15 protein-coding genes are annotated in these 17,799 nt (G+C 64.1%); 11 read left to right on the plus strand and 4 right to left on the minus strand.

Annotated elements, in window-relative coordinates; genetic code table 11:
* The first annotated feature begins 274 nt into the window (after window positions 1-274).
* The 5 genes from PYR64_RS16655 to PYR64_RS16675 all read left to right on the plus strand — a co-directional run bounded on the left by PYR64_RS16655 (window position 275) and on the right by PYR64_RS16675 (window position 7,051).
* Window positions 275-1,588 carry a sugar ABC transporter substrate-binding protein gene (locus tag PYR64_RS16655; protein ID WP_055972739.1) on the plus strand — a complete coding sequence of 438 codons (1,314 nt, stop codon included), beginning with the start codon at window positions 275-277 and terminating at the stop codon, window positions 1,586-1,588.
* Window positions 1,589-1,673: 85 nt separating this feature from the next.
* Window positions 1,674-2,606: a sugar ABC transporter permease gene (locus tag PYR64_RS16660; RefSeq protein WP_079581920.1), complete on the plus strand. Its 933-nt coding sequence runs from the start codon at window positions 1,674-1,676 to the stop codon at window positions 2,604-2,606.
* Window positions 2,603-3,538 (plus strand): carbohydrate ABC transporter permease, encoded by a 936-nt coding sequence (locus PYR64_RS16665; protein WP_275776451.1) that lies wholly within the window; start codon window positions 2,603-2,605, stop codon window positions 3,536-3,538. Before PYR64_RS16660 ends, PYR64_RS16665 begins: the two co-directional genes overlap by 4 nt.
* Window positions 3,535-4,548, plus strand: a complete 1,014-nt coding sequence (locus tag PYR64_RS16670) for a hydroxyacid dehydrogenase (protein ID WP_275776453.1) — start codon at window positions 3,535-3,537, stop codon at window positions 4,546-4,548. Before PYR64_RS16665 ends, PYR64_RS16670 begins: the two co-directional genes overlap by 4 nt.
* Window positions 4,549-4,618: 70 nt before the next feature.
* A complete protein-coding gene (locus PYR64_RS16675) occupies window positions 4,619-7,051 on the plus strand; it encodes an HAD-IC family P-type ATPase (RefSeq protein WP_275776454.1) in 2,433 nt (810 codons plus the stop codon).
* On the opposite strand, the gene PYR64_RS16680 is transcribed toward PYR64_RS16675, so the two are convergent.
* Window positions 7,033-7,410, minus strand: coding sequence for a hypothetical protein (locus PYR64_RS16680; RefSeq protein ID WP_018778250.1), 378 nt, complete (start codon window positions 7,408-7,410; stop codon window positions 7,033-7,035). The two genes, PYR64_RS16675 and PYR64_RS16680, sit on opposite strands and share 19 nt — an antisense overlap.
* A gap of 136 nt (window positions 7,411-7,546) precedes the next feature.
* Between PYR64_RS16680 and PYR64_RS16685 the strand changes: the two genes are divergently transcribed.
* Window positions 7,547-9,139 (plus strand): alkaline phosphatase D family protein, encoded by a 1,593-nt coding sequence (locus tag PYR64_RS16685; RefSeq protein ID WP_018778249.1) that lies wholly within the window; start codon window positions 7,547-7,549, stop codon window positions 9,137-9,139.
* Between the two features lie 27 nt (window positions 9,140-9,166).
* Here PYR64_RS16685 and PYR64_RS16690 read toward each other — a convergent pair whose 3' ends face one another.
* The gene (locus PYR64_RS16690; protein WP_275776456.1) at window positions 9,167-10,693 is read right to left on the minus strand and encodes a GMC family oxidoreductase N-terminal domain-containing protein; all 1,527 of its coding nucleotides are present in this window, start codon (window positions 10,691-10,693) and stop codon (window positions 9,167-9,169) included.
* 199 nt (window positions 10,694-10,892) lie between these two features.
* Between PYR64_RS16690 and PYR64_RS16695 the strand changes: the two genes are divergently transcribed.
* The 3 genes from PYR64_RS16695 (at window position 10,893) to PYR64_RS16705 (ending at window position 13,925) form a co-directional block, all read left to right on the plus strand.
* Complete coding sequence (locus PYR64_RS16695; RefSeq protein WP_275776458.1) at window positions 10,893-11,870, plus strand: helix-turn-helix domain-containing protein; 978 nt, start codon at window positions 10,893-10,895, stop codon at window positions 11,868-11,870.
* Between the two features lie 111 nt (window positions 11,871-11,981).
* Window positions 11,982-12,641: a hypothetical protein gene (locus PYR64_RS16700; RefSeq protein ID WP_026267242.1), complete on the plus strand. Its 660-nt coding sequence runs from the start codon at window positions 11,982-11,984 to the stop codon at window positions 12,639-12,641.
* 48 nt (window positions 12,642-12,689) lie between these two features.
* Window positions 12,690-13,925 carry a pyridoxal phosphate-dependent aminotransferase gene (locus tag PYR64_RS16705; protein WP_018778244.1) on the plus strand — a complete coding sequence of 412 codons (1,236 nt, stop codon included), beginning with the start codon at window positions 12,690-12,692 and terminating at the stop codon, window positions 13,923-13,925.
* An 8-nt stretch (window positions 13,926-13,933) separates the two neighbouring features.
* Here the strand turns inward: PYR64_RS16705 and PYR64_RS16710 are convergent, their stop codons facing one another.
* Window positions 13,934-14,971, minus strand: coding sequence for a zinc-dependent alcohol dehydrogenase family protein (locus PYR64_RS16710; protein ID WP_275776460.1), 1,038 nt, complete (start codon window positions 14,969-14,971; stop codon window positions 13,934-13,936).
* A gap of 83 nt (window positions 14,972-15,054) precedes the next feature.
* Here PYR64_RS16710 and PYR64_RS16715 point away from each other — a divergent pair, with 83 nt between their 5' ends.
* Window positions 15,055-15,513: a carboxymuconolactone decarboxylase family protein gene (locus tag PYR64_RS16715; protein ID WP_144661100.1), complete on the plus strand. Its 459-nt coding sequence runs from the start codon at window positions 15,055-15,057 to the stop codon at window positions 15,511-15,513.
* Window positions 15,514-15,530: 17 nt separating this feature from the next.
* Complete coding sequence (locus PYR64_RS16720; protein ID WP_275776464.1) at window positions 15,531-16,430, plus strand: sigma-70 family RNA polymerase sigma factor; 900 nt, start codon at window positions 15,531-15,533, stop codon at window positions 16,428-16,430.
* Here the strand turns inward: PYR64_RS16720 and PYR64_RS16725 are convergent.
* Entirely contained in the window at window positions 16,423-17,715 is a 1,293-nt protein-coding gene (locus PYR64_RS16725; protein ID WP_345799337.1) for an amino acid permease, read from the minus strand. The two genes, PYR64_RS16720 and PYR64_RS16725, sit on opposite strands and share 8 nt — an antisense overlap.
* Between the last annotated feature and the right edge of the window lie 84 nt (window positions 17,716-17,799).

A 17,799-nucleotide genomic window follows, 5' to 3' on the forward strand; every position in this document is an offset into this window, starting at 1 on the left:
TCTTGGGTAGTGGCTTTTGAGTAGCCGCCGTTCGGGTGTCCAGACTTCATAGCAGCGAGGAGTCAGCACAGTCCAGCATTTCTGTTCGTTCAAACAAGAATGCCATTGGCGTTTGCTGGCAATTCCTCTGCCTTTCGGCAAGACTGCGGGCATCAAATGTTTGAATTTGTTTGAAACGTTGAAGATGTTCGAACTTGCGGATTACATGGATCTATCGCCGTGTGGCCTCCACCACATGCCCCCTTCGCATCGCAAGTCTTCAAAGGAGAACACCATGAAGCGTCGTCACCTGTTCGCAGGGATGGCCGGCCTGGCCGCCAGTACCCTGCTGCTCACGGCCTGCGGCACCGGCCCCAGCACATCAGCCGCTCCCACACCTGCAGACGATCCCTCCGGATCCATCACTTTCTGGTCGTCCCTGGCCGGTATGGACAAGGTGGCTGAAGCGTTCAACGCCAGCCAGGACAAGATCAAAGTCAGTTTCGAAACGATACCCAACGGCGCCAACGGCGGGTACGCCAAGCTCTCCACCGCCATCACAGCGGGCAACGGCCCGGACGTGGCCACCATCGAATATCCGCAATTGCCCCAGTTCGTCAGCAACAGCCAGGTCATTGCCCTCGACGGCCTGATCAACAAGGCCGAAACCGTGGACAAGCTCACGGACGAAACCAAGGCCCTGGTCCAGTTCGGTGAGAAGACCTACGCCCTTCCGTACGACGCAGCCCCCATGCTCATGTGGTACCGCAAAGACATGCTGGACAAGGCCGGCGTCGAGGTCCCCAAGACCTGGGATGACTTCGAACAGGCCGGCAAAAAGCTCAAGGCCGTTGCGCCCGACTCCTATCTGGCCACTTTCAACCCCAACGAGGTAGCGGCGAGCGCGGGACTGGCCTGGCAGGCCGGCGCCAAGTGGTTCGGCACCGAAGGCGACAGCTGGAAGGTGGGCGTCAACGACGAGGCCACGCAGAAGGTGGCGGGCTACTGGCAGAAGCTGATTGACGAGAAGATCGTGAAGGTCAGCCAGGCCTACAGCGACGAGTGGAGCTTGGACCTGGCCAACAGCACGGTGGTTGGTGTGCTGGGCGGCAACTGGAGCGCCACAGGCATCCAGAAGCGCACCGAAGCCAGCGGCCAGAAGGGCCAGTGGATCGCAGCCGAACTCCCCACCTGGGGCAATGAATCCGGAGCCTTCTATGGCGGATCCAGCTTCAACGTCACAAAGAGCAGCAAAAATCCGGCAGCCGCCGCAAAATTCGTGGAGTTCCTCACCACCAACCAGGACGCCATCAAGGCGCGCGGCAACACAGGTTCAGCGTTCCTCGCCTTCCCGGGCCTGACGCCGGTTGCGCAGAAGGCCTACGACTCCAGCTACTTCGGCAACGACATCTACGAGGTCTTCAACAAGGCGTACGGAAACATCACCCCGGGCTGGCAGTGGGGTCCCAACTGGGACATCACCAACACGGCGCTTAAAGACGCCTACGGAAAACTCACCACCGGCGGCACCATCGACGACGCCATCGACACCGCCCAGGACGCCACCGTGGCGAGCCTGAAACAAGCCGGCCTGTCCGTCAAAGAGTAGTCCGGCGGCGTTCGGCAGCTCTCTACAAAGAAGCCACACCGGCAGGGGGCCTCCGCGGAGGCCCCCTCCAAGCTAGGAGAATCCCATGGCCACCCAGGCCCTTACCACCACAGTGCGCCGCCAAGGCCGCGCACTGGCAGGAACCGGCGGGCGGACTGCCGCACTGTTCCTGGTCCCCTTCTTTGCGGTCTTTGTGATCGCCATGATCGCACCGGTGATCTATTCCCTCGTGCTGAGTTTCCACTCGCAGCAGAAGTCCGGGCTGGGGTTCGGGGAAGCCAAGACCGTCTTTGTAGGACTCGAGAACTATGTGCAGGTCTTCCAGTCCGAGACTTTCATGGAGGGCATCGCCAGGCTGGGCTTGTACTGCCTGATCTACATTCCCTGCATGGTAGGCGGAGCCGTTGTTTTTGCCCTCCTTCTCGATGCAACGGTGGCCAAGGCGCGGAAGCTTTTCCAACTCCTGGTATTCCTGCCGCACGCGGTTCCCGGCGTCATCGCTGCCCTGATCTGGGCTTACCTTTACACCCCGGGCATCAGCCCGCTGGTCCAGGCACTCCAGGGCGGCGGGATCCAGATCAACTTCCTGGACTCCCACATGGTGCTTCCGTCCATTGTGAACATCGGCGTCTGGGAGTGGACCGGCTACAACGTGATCATCCTGTTCACCGCTTTGCAGGCCGTTCCCCGGGAGATCCTGGAAGCCGCCAGGGTGGACGGGGCCGGCGAAATCCGAGCCGCGGTGAGCATCAAGTTCCCACTGATCCTTCCGGCCTTGAGCGTCATCATGCTGTTCACCATCATCGGCACCTTGCAGCTGTTCACGGAGCCGAACATCATCTCCAAGGCGACAGCGTCTGTGACAAGCACGTGGGTTCCCAACCTGTGGGCCTATGACGCAGCCTTCATCCGCCACAACCTCAACCAGGCGGCAGCTGCCTCCATCATCATTGCCGGGTTGGCCGCAATCCTGTCCCTGGCCGTCACCCGCCTCAGCTCCAGGATGAACAAATCATGAGCACCCCAACACTCTCCCGCCCCCGCAGCACCTCTCCTTCACAGCAGGGCCACCGCCGTGGAGGCCCCGCATTCACCAGGGGTATGTCCAACCGTGGCGGAGGATTCGCCAGCAAGCTCACAGTCAACGGGCTCCTGCTCATTGGCTCCGCCTACATGGTGGTCCCGGTCCTGTGGCTGGTGTTCGCCTCCACCAAGAACGCCGCAGACCTCTACGGCACCAGCGCCTACGCCCTGGGGAACTTCTCCTTGTTCGAGAACATCGCCAACGTGGCCCAGCAGGACGGCGGCCTGTTCTTCCGGTGGCTGGGCAACTCTGTGATGTATGCCGGTGTTGGAGCGGTCCTCGGCAGCCTGATTTCCGTCATGGCCGGTTATGCGTTCGACAAGTTCCAATTCCGTTGGAAGGACTCGCTGTTCGGTTTCGTCCTGGTGGGTGTCCTGATCCCCAACACCGCCACTGTGCTGCCCATGTATCTGCTGGCCTCCCTGGTGGGCATGACAAATACCGTCTGGGCTGTCCTCATCCCCGTTCTGTGCAACCCCTTCGGCGTGTACCTGGCCCGGGTCTACTCGGCCAGCTACGTTCCCGCCGAAACACTGGAGGCGGCGCGTATGGACGGCGCCGGTCCCATCAGGTCCTTCTTCTCCCTCGGGCTGCCCATGATGATGCCCGGCTACATCACCATCGCCCTGTTCCAGTTCGTGGGCGTATGGAACAACTTCATGCTCCCCCTGGTGATGCTCCAGGACCAGCAGCTGCTCCCCGTCAGCGTCGGTATCTCGATCTGGCAGGGCTATTCGGTACCGCAGCCCGAGTTCACGCCCATGGTCATTACAGGCTCGCTTCTTTCGATCATTCCGCTGCTCGTTGCCTTCATCTTGCTGCAACGCTTCTGGAAGTCCGGACTTACTGCCGGGAGCGTCAAGTGACCACCACCGAACTGAATGTCGCGCTCGCCATGGGTCCCGGCGTCGTGAACCGGGTGTTCCCGGCCCGGCGGCTGGACTCCATGGGGCCCGGGCTGAAGCTCCTCAGCCCGGCGCCCATGGGTGATTTCACCTCGCAGCGTTCCCTGGAAATTCTGGGTGCCACGGACATACTCATCACGGGGTGGGGCTGCCCGAAACTTGATGCCGCGGCCTTGGGCGCTGCCCCGCGCCTGAGCCACATTCTCCACGCCGGAGGCACAGTCAAACACCATGTGGGTGATGAGTGCTGGGAGCGGGGTATCCACGTCAGCACGGCTGCCGATGCCAACTCCATTCCGGTTGCCGAATACACGGTGGCCATGATCCTACTGGCCAACAAGCGCGTCCTGCAGATCGCCCGCAAGCTCCACACAGAGAGGGTGGAAATCGAGCCCGACCACGTGTTTCCGGACATGGGCAACTTCGGCAAGCGCGTGGGCATCATCGGGGCCTCGAGGATCGGCAGGCACGTGATCCGCCTCCTGAAGGCCTACGACCTTCAGGTCGCGGTGGCCGACCCTTTCCTCGACGACGCCGAGGCGGCCGCCCTCGGCGTCGAACGCCTCAGCCTGGAAGAGCTGGTGGCCGGTTGCGATGTCGTCAGCCTCCACGCGCCGTCGCTCCCGTCCACCCGCAATCTGGTTCACGAAGGGCTGGTCGCCGGCCTCAAGCCCGGGGCCACGTTCATCAACACGGCCCGCGGCGAGCTGGTGGACCAGGACGCGCTGCTTCGGCGCGTTGAGCAAGGAGACCTGTACGCCATCCTGGACGTCACCACACCTTGGGTACTCCCGGCTGACTCCAGCTTCTACACGCATCCCAACGTGCTGCTGACACCGCATCTGGCGGGTTCACTGGGGACGGAGTTGGAGCGGATGGCGGTGAGCACCATCGAAGAGGCCCGCCGGGTGGCGCGCGGCGAACCGCTCCTCCACAGGCTGCACGCGCGGGACCTCGCCTTCACCGCCTGACGACTGGCATACTCAATCCCATCCACGGACTGTCTCAAATCCTTGGACCGACTCAACAACGGGGGCATGAGTGCCGGAAAACGAGAAGGCTGAACCAGGGGCGGCCGTCCGGCTCGTCGGATCTGCCGTTCAGGGACTAAGCACTGCGGAGGTTGCCGAGAGGGTCGCCGCCGGGCAAACCAACGCCTTCGTGCAGGACACCAGCCGCAGCGTGTGGAGCATCGTCCGCGCCAACGTGCTCACCTTGTTCAACGGCATTATCCTGGCCTGCTTCATTGTCCTTTTCGCGATCGGCCGCTGGCAGGATGCCCTGTTCGGTTTCAGTGCCATCGCCAACGCGGTGATCGGAAGCGTCCAGGAGTACCGGGCAAAACGCGCTTTGGACCGGCTGGCCCTGTTGAACGCCCCGCACGCCCGGGTGATGCGGGACGGATCTGAAGCAGAAATAGCCTTGGACGACGTGGTCCTGGACGACACCCTCGTCCTCCGGGCCGGCGACCAAGTGCCCGCGGACGGGGTAGTCGCAGCTTCCCGCGGGCTTCAGGTGGACGAATCCATGCTGACCGGCGAATCCGATGCCGTGGAAAAGACGGAGGATGACCGCGTGTTGTCCGGATCCGTCGTCGTTGCCGGAGAAGGGACCGCCGTGGTGGACCGGGTGGGCGCCGATTCCTTCGCCAACTCTCTGGCTGCCGAGGCCAAGAGGTTCTCCCTGGTGGCTTCGGAGCTGCGGTCCTCCATTGACCGGGTCCTCAAATGGGTCACCTGGTTTGTCGGGCCGGTGGCTTTGTTGGTTCTGAACGCGCAAATGCTTGCCCAGGGCGGGTGGGCCGCAGCCTCGGCGAGTGGAGCGTGGCGGGACGCGGCGACGGCGACCATTGCCGCCGTCGTCGCCATGGTCCCTCTGGGTCTGGTGCTGATGACCAGCATCACCTTCGCGGTAGGGGCTGTGAAGCTGGCAAGGCAGCAGGTGCTGGTGCAGGAGCTGCCCGCCGTCGAGGGGCTGGCTCGCGTCGACATCATCTGCCTCGACAAAACCGGCACGCTCACGCAAGGTGACATCGTTTTCGATGCCGCGAGGCCGCTGGCCGCGGTGCCCGGCTGGGAGAGCGTCCTGGCCTGGTACGGCGTCCAGAAAGACGCCAACGCCACGGCCCGCAGTCTCGCCGGCCACTTCACCGAACTGCCCGCCGATCAGCCAAGCGACCGTGTGCCGTTCTCCTCTGCGCGGAAGTGGAGTGCGGTTATTTTCGACGACGGCATGTGGATCCTGGGCGGCCCCGAGATGGTCTTCCCGGAGCGCGGTTCCGACGACGCCGGGCAACAGCAGCTGGCCTCCCAGGCTGCTGAGCTGGCCGCGACGGGGCGCCGCACACTGGTCCTGGCGCACGGGACGCCCACGCATGATGAAACCGTGCCGGCCGATGCCGTTCCCGTGGCCCTGCTGACTTTCAAGGAAAATATCCGACCCGATGCTGCCGAGACCTTCACTTACTTCGCGGCGCAGGACGTGGACGTGAGGATCATTTCCGGTGACAACCCAAGGACGGTGGCGGCCATCGCACGGGAAGTCGGATTGGATGCGCCCCACGGTTTTGATGCCCGTGAGCTGCCGGACGATGACCAGGAGTTCCTGGAAGTCATCAACAACAATGTGGTGTTCGGGCGCGTTTCCCCTGACCAGAAGAAACGGATCGTCCTGGCGTTGAAAGCCGCGGGACGCACAGTGGCGATGACCGGCGACGGGGTCAATGATGCCCTGGCCATCAAAGAAGCCGACATCGGCGTGGCCATGAACTCCGGTGCGGCCGCCACCAAAGCAGTGGCGCGGCTGGTCCTGCTGGACGGTAAGTTCTCGCACCTGCCCAGCGTGGTGGCTGAAGGCCGTCAGGTGATTGCCAACATCGAGCGGGTTTCCATGCTCTTCCTCACCAAGACCGCTTATGCCACCTTCCTGGCGATCGCGTTCGGCATCCTCCTGTTGCCGTTCCCGTTCCTGCCACGCCAGCTCTCGGTCACTGACGGGCTGACCATCGGCATTCCTGGGTTCTTCCTGGCATTGCTGCCCAACGCCCAGCGCTACATCCCGGGGTTCCTGCGGCGATCGCTCACTTTCGCCGTGCCGGCGGGAGTATCCGTGACACTGGGGCTCGCAGCGTACGCCAAGCTCGCGGCCAACCTGTCCATACCGGAAGCTGAAATCAGGACGGGATCGACCCTCATCCTGGCGATCATCGGTATCTGGATCCTGGTGGTGCTTTCGAGGCCCGTCACCCGTTTCAAAGGGCTTGTCATCGGGGCCATGATGGTCGGGCTCGTCCTGGTGTACTCCGTCCGGTTCGCCCGCGATTTCCTGCAGTTCACCGACCCCACGCTCCCCACGGCACTGCTGGTTCTTGCAACGTCGGTTGCCTGCATTGCGCTGATTGAAATCGTGAGGTTCGTGCACCGCCGCGTTGCCTACCGGGACGCTGAAGAGTCCCGTCAGCGGCTCTCGAAGTAGCGGCGTCCCCGGCCTACCCACAGCGGCACAACTACCAGCACAGTTGCGATGGACTGCGAAATGACGGCGGACCAGTCCCCGTCAGCGGCCACAATCAGGTCGACCACAGCGAAGGCCAAGCCAAGGAACATCACCGCCGTTGCCCCGCTTCGGGCCGCCGAGCTTCCGCGGGCCACGCCTGAGGCGAGCCCGATCACCAGCAAACCGAACAGGACCATTCCTGCCCCAAGCAAGGTCACAGGCAGGGCAACACCGCCGGACTGGGCTTCCGGCGTATACCGCAGGAAGATCGTCAGCACTCCCAGGACAATCTGCGCGATGCCGCCGATGTACATCAGCACCACAGAGAAAGTCACCACACCGGGCCGTCTAGGGCGCTCCCCCGTCATCATGATTTGAGCATAGACGAGCCAGCACCGGGGCAGGAACAACAATTAACCACGCATTCACGCTGTCCTTGAACCCAGTCCACCCGGTCTTCCTAGGGTCGGTGGCATGGAAAGCATCTCTCGCAGGTCCCTCATCTCAGCCGGCCTTGGAGCCGGGCTCGTCGCCGGTGTGTCGGCAGCGTTGCCGCAGGCCGCCGTCGCGGTTTCGACGGCGGACGACGCCGGTCTCCGCACCGACCCGTTCACGCTGGGTATCGCCTCCGGCGAGCCGTGGCCGGACGGTTTCGTCCTATGGACGCGGCTGGCAGTGAACCCCGTCGCAGAGGACGGCCTGGGCGGCATGCCCTCCCGCAACGTCGCCGTCGCCTGGGAGGTTGCCGAAGATCCTGCCATGCGCCGGACAGTAGCCCGCGGCGTCGAACATGCTCGGATTGAAACCGCGCACTCGGTGCACGTCGAGGTGAAGGGCCTCAAGCCCGGCCGTGAGTACTTCTACCGCTTCCGCTCCGGCCGGCACCTTAGCCAAGTGGGCCGCACCCTGACCAGTCCCGCCCCCGGTGAGACTCCCGCCGCACTGGCCATGGCGTTCGCCAGCTGTGCCCAGTACGAACACGGGTACTTCACCGCCTACAAGCGGCTGGCTGAAGACCACCCGGACCTGGTGCTGCACCTCGGCGACTACGTCTACGAATACAAGAAGGACAGCTACGTGATCGGTGGCGGCAATCCCCGTGATCATGAGGGGCCGGAGACGGTCAGCCTCGCCGGCTACCGGCAGCGCCACGCCCAGTACAAGGCCGACGCCGATCTGCAGGCCGCGCACGCGATCGCGCCGTGGCTGGTGGTTTGGGATGACCACGAGGTAGACAACAACTGGGCCGATGACATTCCCGAGAACACGGACGCGGGCCAGCTCAACGACACCACCGAGCACTTCCGGCAGCGCCGCGCTGCAGCATTCCAGGCCTACTACGAGAACATGCCGCTGCGTGCATCCTCCGTTCCGGCCGGTTTCGACATGAAGATCTACCGCACCATCCAGTGGGGCCGGCTGGCCAACTTCCACATGATGGATACCCGGCAATACCGTGATGACCAGCTGGCAGGCGACGGTTGGCAGAAGAACGTGGCCGGACGGCTGGAGGAGAACCGCACCATCACCGGAGCGGAGCAGGAAAAGTGGCTCCTGGACGGCTTCCGGAACTCCACCCAGCGCTGGGACATCCTGGGCCAGCAGGTGTTCTTCGCCGAACGGGACCGCGACAAGTCGCCCGCGATCGACGACGTCTCCATGGACGGCTGGGACGGGTACGCCGCCTCCCGCCGCCGCATCACCCAGGGCTGGGTGGACGCGAAGGTGCGCAACGCCGTCGTGCTGACCGGCGACGTCCACCGCCACTGGGCGACAGACCTCAAGGTGGACTACAAGGATCCGGAGTCCCGGGTGGTGGGCTCCGAACTGGTGTGCTCGTCCATCACGTCCACAGGCAACGGCACGGGCTCCACCACCGACCCCACCATGGCCTGGAACCCGCACCTGAAGTTCTACAACGACAACCGCGGGTACGTGAACACGCGGATCACGAAGGACTCGATGACCGCCGACTTCCGGGTGCTCGACTACGTGACCACGCCGGGCGCCCCGGTCCGCACCATGAAGTCCTTCACCATCAACGACGGCGTGCCCGGCCTGGCCTGAATCCCCGCGTAAACCCAAGCAGTTGGGTTAACCGCCGAGAATCAGCTCCGCGGCCTTTTCGCCGATCATGATGGACGGGGCATTGGTGTTGCCGCTCGGCACGAACGGAATAATGGACGCATCTGCCACACGGACTCCCTCGATTCCCCGGACGCGGAGCTGCGGATCCACCACGGAGAGGTCGTCCACGCCCATCTTGCAGGTGCCAACCTGGTGGTGATAGGTCCCGGCCACTTGACGGGCGAACCCGCGCACCTGGTCGCGGGTCTGAACGCCTGGACCAGGCGTGAACTCGTCCTTTCGGAAAGGCGCAAAGGCCTCCTGCCGGCCGATCTCCCGGCACAGAATGATCGCGTCCACCAAGGCCTCAACGTCGTACTCGTCGGCCAGGATGTTCGGATCCACCAAAGGCGCCGCAGCCGGGTCCGCTGAGGCCAGCCGCAGCGTACCGCGGGAGCGGGGCCGGACAATCCCGGGTGCGATGGTGTAGCCGTGTTCGGGCGCGGCGCCGCCGTCCGTGGGGTATGGAAGGTGCAGGAACAGCGGTTGCAGGTCCGGCGCTTCTTCGTCCGTCTGGTTGCTGTGGGCGTAGAGCTGGCTTTCCAACAGGTTGTGCCGGCCGGCCACCAACGGTTCCTTCGCCTCATAGATATTTCCCGCCAGCAGGTGGTCGTGGAGATTCTCGCCCACCCCGGGCAGATCCACCCGGGACTCAATCCCCAGCGCCTTCAGCTGCCCTGCCGGACCGATGCCGGAAAGCAGCAGGATCTTCGGAGAGCCAATGGCGCCTGCGCTGATGATGACTTCGGCACCCGCTTCCGCACGAAGCACCTCACCGTCGAGTCGATATTCGACGCCGGTGGCACGGCCGCCGTCGACGACTATCCGCGTCACCAACGCGTCCGTGGTGACCTTAAGGCCGGGGTGTTCCAGCACCGGAGCCACAAAGCTCTGCCACGCGCTGGCGCGCTTGCCGTCCTTGGTGGTGGTGTGATTGAACCCGACGCCGGTCATCTGGATTCCGTTGAAGTCTTCCGTTTCCGTGTGGCCCAGCGCCTTGGCAGCGTCTACGAAAGCTTGGGCAACCGGGTGCCGCTCAGCGATCCGTTCAACATGGAGCGGCCCGCCCTTGCCGTGGAATTCACTGGCGCCGTCCTGGTGGTCTTCGGACTTCTTGAACAACGGCAGGACCTCGTCCCAGGACCACCCCTCCGCTCCGTTGGCGGCCCAGGAGTCGTAGTCATTCTTGTGGTCGCGGATGTAGATCATGCCGTTGAGGGAGCTGCTGCCGCCGAGGACCCTGCCGCGTGGCCAGTAGAGGCTGCGGTTATGGGCATGTTTCTGCGGCGTAGTCATCACTGCCCAGTCGTTGGCTCCGGTCAGCAGCAGCGGCCAACCTTGCGGGCTGTGGATGTTGGGGTCGGTGTCCACGGATCCGGCCTCGATATCGTGGACCGTGTGTCCGGCGTCGAGCAAGCGCCGCGCAACAACGCTGCCTGCCGAGCCTGCGCCAACTACTACGTAGTCAGCGCTGTGGGTTGGGTTTCCAGCCATGGGGTTCCTCCTTGAACGGGCGTGAAAGTGAGCTTCTCCAGCAGTCTGCCGGGGCCGCCGTCGGGAATCTTGACCCGGCGCGCACAGCACTGCGCACCATCCGCACGCTTGTGATCCGGATCACGGCGTAGCCCGCAATCGTGGGACACTAAAGAGGCCGCCACCAAGTCCCGCAGCGTCATTTCAAAGGAGAGCCGACGTGACCGGTGCCATCGCAAAGCAACCACGAGAAGAATTCAGCACCACGGCCCTCGCCAGGACCGATCGCTTTGATGCCTGGAACCAAGCGGTCAACAGCGCGTTCGTGCCGCTCTCCGTGGCGGCCCGTGAGCCGGAACAGTTCGACGGCGGACTTATCAACCAGACAGTCGGCCCGGTGTTCCTCAGCGCGGTCTCGGGTACGGCGAGCCATGTCAGCCGGGGCCGGAAGGAGATCCAGGCCAACGACCCCGGACTGGTCAAACTTGGCCTGCAGCTGCGCGGCTACTCGGTGGTGGCCCAGGACGGACGGGAAGCCGCGCTCACACCCGGGGACTTCGCCATCTACGACACCACACGCCCCTACGATCTCTATTTCGACGACGCCTTCCGGATGATGGTGGTCATGTTCCCGCCGGAAGCCCTCCACCTGAACCGCGAAAGCATCGCCACGCTCACGGCATCAAGGGTGTCCGGACGCCAGGGGCTGGGCTCTCTGACATCGGCCTTGCTCGGCGCCGTGGCCAAGCAACTGCACGAAGGATCCGTTGCCGAGGCCGCTACCGTTTCGGATGCCTTGATGAACCTGGTCTCCGCTGTCTTTGCCGAGCGGGTGCCGCCGTCGTCGCCGTTATCCCAAGAGCGGCTCGCGCTCATGGAACGGATCGAAGCGTTCGTGGCGGCGCGCCTGGGCGACCCGGAACTGACCGTCGGGCACATCGCCGCCGCACACAACGTCTCCGTCCGTTACCTCCAAAAGCTGTTCGAAGAGCGCAACGACACCGTGAGCTCCTGGCTTCGCCGGCAACGATTGGAGAAGTGCCGGACAGATCTCGTGGACCCGCGCCTGCAGACGCGGCCGGTGTCCGCCGTCGGAATGCATTGGGGCTTCACCGACGCATCCAGCTTCTCCCGCGCCTTCAAGAGTGCCTTCGGCTATTCGCCGTCGGAGTACCGGTACTCCTACCGCCCGGTGTGACGGGCGCCCGATCGATGGGAGTTACCCCTTGTTCCCAGTGACTACGGGGATTTGCGGGAGTAGCCTAGTTCCAGTTGCAATTCTGGATTTCTGTCCGGCTGGGATTCTGCCGTGGGCCTTGTTCGTTCGTCGTTGTCTGAGCTTCTAGGGGTGCTCTCGGAAGCCGTCGCTCCTCACCATGTCAGGTTCGACGACGGGTCCCCCGTTGCCGTTGTCCCGCCGCCGGAGGCTCCGGTCACCGTCCGGGCGGTAACACTCACCCGGGTGGGCAGGTCCCATCATGAGAGCCCCGCCCTGGACCTTGAACTGAGGGTGGCTGTTGAATGCCACGGGCCGGAACAGCTGGACATCATGGAAGAGCTGCTTTTGGCAGTGGAAATCCACAGCGAGTTCTCCGTGGTGTCCCGCGACGAACTCCGGGCGGAAGAGTATTCCGATGCCATCGAAGAGGGGCTGGGGTTCCTGGTGCGTGTTCCGGTGTCCCTTCGCTTCGAGGAGCCTTCCGACCCGCCCAAGCAACCTGTCACGGGCAACGGGGAGGCGGTCCGCAGAATCCGGGGACGACTGGTGGACGCCCATAACAAGGGCATCCCCGACGCCTATATCCATGCCCATTCATCTGCCACAGCAGTGGTCAGTGACGCAACCGGGCATTTCGAAGTCCTGACCTCCGCCGATGAACTTCAGCACTTTGCCGTAGCGGTGGACGGGACCGAAAGGGAAGTTTCGGCAAGCACCAAGCGTCTTCCCGTCACCATCCGCTGGTCCTGATACCGGACCTGTTTGCCCACCATGGCCTGCGCCATGAAAAGATCAACCATGCGTCCGATGCAGCACTCCAGCAAACTCCAGAACGTCCGCTACGAACTCCGCGGTCCCATCCTTCAGGCAGCCAAGGCCATGGAGGCCGAAGGGCACCGTATCCTCAAGATGAATCTTGGGGACACCGCGCCGTTCGGACTGGAAGCTCCCGAGTCCGTGGTGGTGGACATGATCCACCATCTGCGCGGTGCGCAAGGCTACAGCGACTCCAAGGGCATCTTCTCTGCCCGCACAGCGATCTCGCAGTATTACCAAACGCGCGGGCTCATGAACATCGGCGTCGAGGATGTCTTCATCGGCAACGGCGTCAGCGAGCTGATCTCCATGACACTCCAGGCATTCATGGAAAACGGGGACGAGATCCTCATCCCGGCACCGGACTACCCGTTGTGGACCGCTGCCGTGACGCTTACAGGCGGCAACCCGGTCCACTATCTATGTGACGAGGACGAAAACTGGTGGCCGGACATGGCCGACGTCGAAGCGAAGATCACCCCCCGCACCAAAGGCATCGTGATCATCAACCCGAACAACCCCACCGGGGCCGTCTACCCGCGGCACATCCTGGAGCAGTTCGCGGCACTGGCCAGGAAGCACGATCTTGTCCTGTTCTCCGACGAGATCTACGAGAAAATCCGCTACGTTGACGCCCCTCACATCCACACAGCTGCCGTCGCCGAGGACATCTGCGTGCTGACCTTCAGTGGGCTGTCAAAGGCGTACCGCATGCCGGGTTACCGGGCCGGCTGGGTTGCCGTGACCGGGCCTTTGACGGCGACCGCCGCGTACCGGGAGTCCCTGGAATTGCTGGCATCGCTCCGCCTGTGCGCCAACGTCCCGGCGCAGCACGCCATCCAAACCTGCCTTGGCGGTTACCAGAGCATCGAAGCCCTCATTCGTCCCGGCGGCCGGCTCCGCGAGCAACGGGACCTGGCGTGGAAGCTGTTGACGGCCATCCCCGGTGTTTCCTGTGTCCCCGCAGCTGGTGCGATGTATCTGTTCCCGCGGCTGGACCCGGAGATCTACCCCATTGCCTCGGACGAGAAGTTCGTCCTTCAACTCCTGCAGGAACAGAAGATCCTGGTCTCGCACGGCACCGCCTTCAACTGGCCCACCCCGGACCACTTCCGGTTCGTGATCCTGCCTGCCGTGGAGGACATCGAGGAAGCCGTGCGCCGGATCTCGCATTTTCTGGCGGCGTACCGGAACCGCCCGACTGACGCCCCGAACTAGGGGCGTACTTACAGCGCCGGGTCCACCATGGTCATGCCTGCCGGGTTGGCCTTGTCGAAGCCGGGCAACAGTGCCGCAGCATCTTCCAGCCCGATAGTGCGTTCGATCAGCAACTGCGGCTGGAGCGCACCCTGTTCAATGAGCGCCATCATTCCGGGATAGTCCACCGCGGCCATGCCGTGGCTGCCCAAGAGATCAAGTTCCCAGCCGATCACGCGGGCCATGGGCACCTGCGGGTTGCCGTCGATGGAAGGCAACAGTCCGATCTGGACGTGCCGTCCCCGCCTGCGAAGGCTGAGGATTGCGTCGGCGCAGGTTTGTTCACTTCCGACGGCGTCTACCGCCACGTGGCTGCCTCCGCCGGAGAGGACGTTGACCGCGGCGGGGATGTCCGCGCCGTCGGCAAGGACTGTGTGGTCGGCGCCCAAGCGTGCGGCCACGGACAGGGCCTCAGGGTTCCGATCCACGGCAATGACCTTGGCTCCCATAGCCTTGGCGATCATCACGGCACTCAGTCCGACGCCTCCCGCGCCTACCACGGTCACCCATTCGCCGGCCTTCACGTTGGCACGGGCTGCCAGGGCACGGTATGCCGTGGCGAAGCGGCAGCCGAGGCTTGCCGCCGTCGTAAATTCGATGCTCTCCGGGATGGCAACCACGTTGCTGTCGGCGGCGTGCAGGGCCACGTATTCAGCGAATGATCCCCAGTGGGTGAAGCCGGGCTGCTGCTGCTCGGGGCAGACCTGCGCGTCGCCGGCCAGGCACCATTCACAGGCGCCGCAACCGCAAACGAAGGGGACGGTGACGCGATCGCCGACCTTCCAGCGCTGGACGCCTTCCCCGACAGAGTCGATCACGCCGGCGAGCTCGTGGCCCGGAACGTGGGGCATCTCAATGTCATCGTGGCCGGCCCAGGCGTGCCAGTCGCTGCGGCACATTCCTGTGGCCAGGACTTTCACCACCACACCCCCAATCGGGGCTACTGGCTTGGCGACCTCCCTGACATCGGGCTGGGTCCGGACTTCGTCGAAAACTACTGCGCGCACGGATTGACTCTAACAACTGTCACACTTCCGGCGCCGCTTCCGACATCCCTCATGTAAGGCATCAACTCTGAAAGGAAGTCAGCATGACCCGCATCAACATCGGCCGCAGCAACAAACTCGGCTACGCTGCCGTCATTGGCCTGGAAGGTTACGCCCGCACGTCGGTCGATCCCGATCTGTACGAGCTGATCAAGCTCCGCGCCTCCATCCTCAACGGCTGCGGTTTCTGCGTGGACATGCACGCAACGGACGGCAGGAAGCGCGGCATCCCGTCCCGGAAACTGCACGCGGTGGCAGCCTGGCAGCACTCCAAGGTGTTCTTCGATGCCCGTGAGCAGGCTGTGCTCGCCCTGACCGACGCCTTGACTCAACTGGGGCCGGACACGGTGACGGACGAGATCTGGAACGCCGCCGCCACCCATTTCGACGACGGCCAGATGGGTGGCCTGATCCTGGCAATCTCCACCATCAACGTGTGGAACCGGATTGCCATCAGCACACAGATGGAGCCGCCGGTGGATGAGAAGAATCCGCTGGTCTGAAAGGTAACGTGGGCAGCATGACCCTTGCAGTCTCCGCCACGGCGGCGTGGCAAAGCGAACGGAACCGCCTGTTGGGGATTGCGTACCGGATGCTGGGCGACTTCGGCCACGCCGAAGACGTGGTCTCCGAGGTGGCGATCGAGGCGGTGCGCCAGGAACGGAACACCGCTTCTGGCCGCGTGGACTCCTGGCCGGCGTGGCTGACGACGGTGTGCGTGCGCCGCTCCATCGACCGGGTGCGCCAGCTCGCCGCGGTGCGGGAGGACTACACCGGGCCCTGGTTGCCCGAGCCCGTGGACAACGCTCAACTGCCCGAGGAGACGGTGGCCAACAGGGAATTGTTGTCCTTGACCCTGTTGCACCTGGCGGAGCAGCTGGCACCGGAGGCCCGGGCAGCGTTGGTACTGCACCGCGCCTTCGGGATGCCCGCTCCGGAAATCGCGGCCATCCTGGACAAGACACCCGCTGCCGTGCGCCAGATGATTTCGCGTGCAGAACGCCGCCTGGACATCGACCCCAATGCGCCCGCACCCCGGGCCAAGGACCGTGCCGTCCTGGAGAAGCTCGTGGAAGCCATCGAACAGGGCGAGATCGACACGGTTGTGGCGATGCTCCACCAGGACGCGGTGCTGTGGGCCGACGGCGGCGGCAAGGTCAAGAGCGCCATGAACCCCTTGTTCGGGTCGGCGAGGATCGCACGCTTTTTTGCGGGCATCCTGGGCAAAGCGATTGCTTTCGATCCCGTGGAGCCTGTCCGGGCATGGGTCATTGGGATCAACGGCGGAGCGGCTTTGGTGCTCAGGCACCACGGCCGTTCCGACGTCGTCGAAGTGGACGCGGGTCCCGACGGGAGCATCCGCGGGCTGCGGCAACTGTCCAATCCGGACAAGCTGACCCGGCTTTCGCAGCTTACGTAGCCCGGCTCACGATTTCACCATGCTGCGGCAGGAGGCGCCTCGACGGCCTTCGCCCGGCCAGGAACGCCGCGGCCCCCAGCCCTGCCGGTACCAGCAGCGCCCATCCGCTGAAGAGCAGAACCACAAGCATCACGACGGCGGCCACCACCACGCCGTACCAGGCTGCGGTCCGTCGCGGCAACAGCCGTACGCCCGCCGCCAGCCCGAACGCGGTGACGGCGGTGAAGCATGCGGATGCTGCTCCGATCTGGAACTCAATGCTGAGCCATCCAAGAGCAGCCAAGGCGAAGGAGATCGACGTCATCACCGCCAGCGAGCACAGGCTCACTGCCGGCACTTGGCCCGGGTCGACGCCGCGCGCAAGAGCCCGCGGCAGCACGCCGTCGGACGCCAATCTGGCACCGAGCTTACTGGCGCCTGCCACGAAAGTACTGAGCGGACCAAACGTGAGGACCGCAGCCGCGACAGCGGTCAAGGGTGCCGCCGCGGGACCGAGTCCTTTCGCCAGCAGTTCGGCCACCGGGACGCTGCTGTCCGCGAGCGCGGGCCCCAGAACGGCGACGCATGCAGCCACCAGTCCGATGTACACCACTCCAACCACCACCAAGGTCAGCCAGGTGGCGCGTTTGAGGTCCCGCTCGGGGTTGCAGAACTCCCCAGCCAAGTGAGTCACTGCCTCCCACCCCGCAAAGCAGAAAAACAGCAGACTGGCCGCCCCGCCCACAGCCCAGAAGCCGTGCGGAGCAAAGGGAGTGAAGTTCTCCGCGCGGGCAAAGGGCGCGGCCACGGCAACTGCAAAGGCGAGCAACGCAACGAGCAGAACCATCAGGAGGAGTTGCAGCTTGCTCGAGACCCGGATCCCCACCGCGTTGCTCAGGAAGCCCGCAGCCAGGATCACCCCAGCCGCGATCAGCGCAGTCTCCCTGCCGCCTCCCATGGCATGGGCAATGTACTCCCCACCTATCACCGCGGTAGCCGGCGCCCCGAACGGAATTGCGAAGTAGAACAGGTAGCCGGCCACCACTGAGGCCCGCTGTCCGAAAGCCCTCGTGACGAACGTTGCGATGCCCCCGGCGTCGGGCTGCTGCCTGGACATTTCGGCGAAGCTGAACGCCACCGGCGTGCAGAACACCAGGAGCAAGGCCCACGCCAGGATCGACGCCGGGCCCGCCACTTGGGCGGCGATGGCCGGCAGAACCAGGACTCCCGATCCCAAGATGGCACCTACATAAATCCCGGTCGCCCTGAACAGCCCAAGGCCCGAATTACTCACAGCTCTGCTCACCTGTTCACTGAACCGTGTTCGGGGTGGGTGCAGGAAGCAGGGAAACTGCCTGCTAGGGCCAATATCCTGCCGAATTTTCGTGAG

Origin of the sequence: Paenarthrobacter sp. Y-19 (assembly GCF_029223985.1) — a bacterium.
In the GTDB taxonomy this organism is placed as follows: domain Bacteria; phylum Actinomycetota; class Actinomycetes; order Actinomycetales; family Micrococcaceae; genus Arthrobacter; species Arthrobacter nicotinovorans.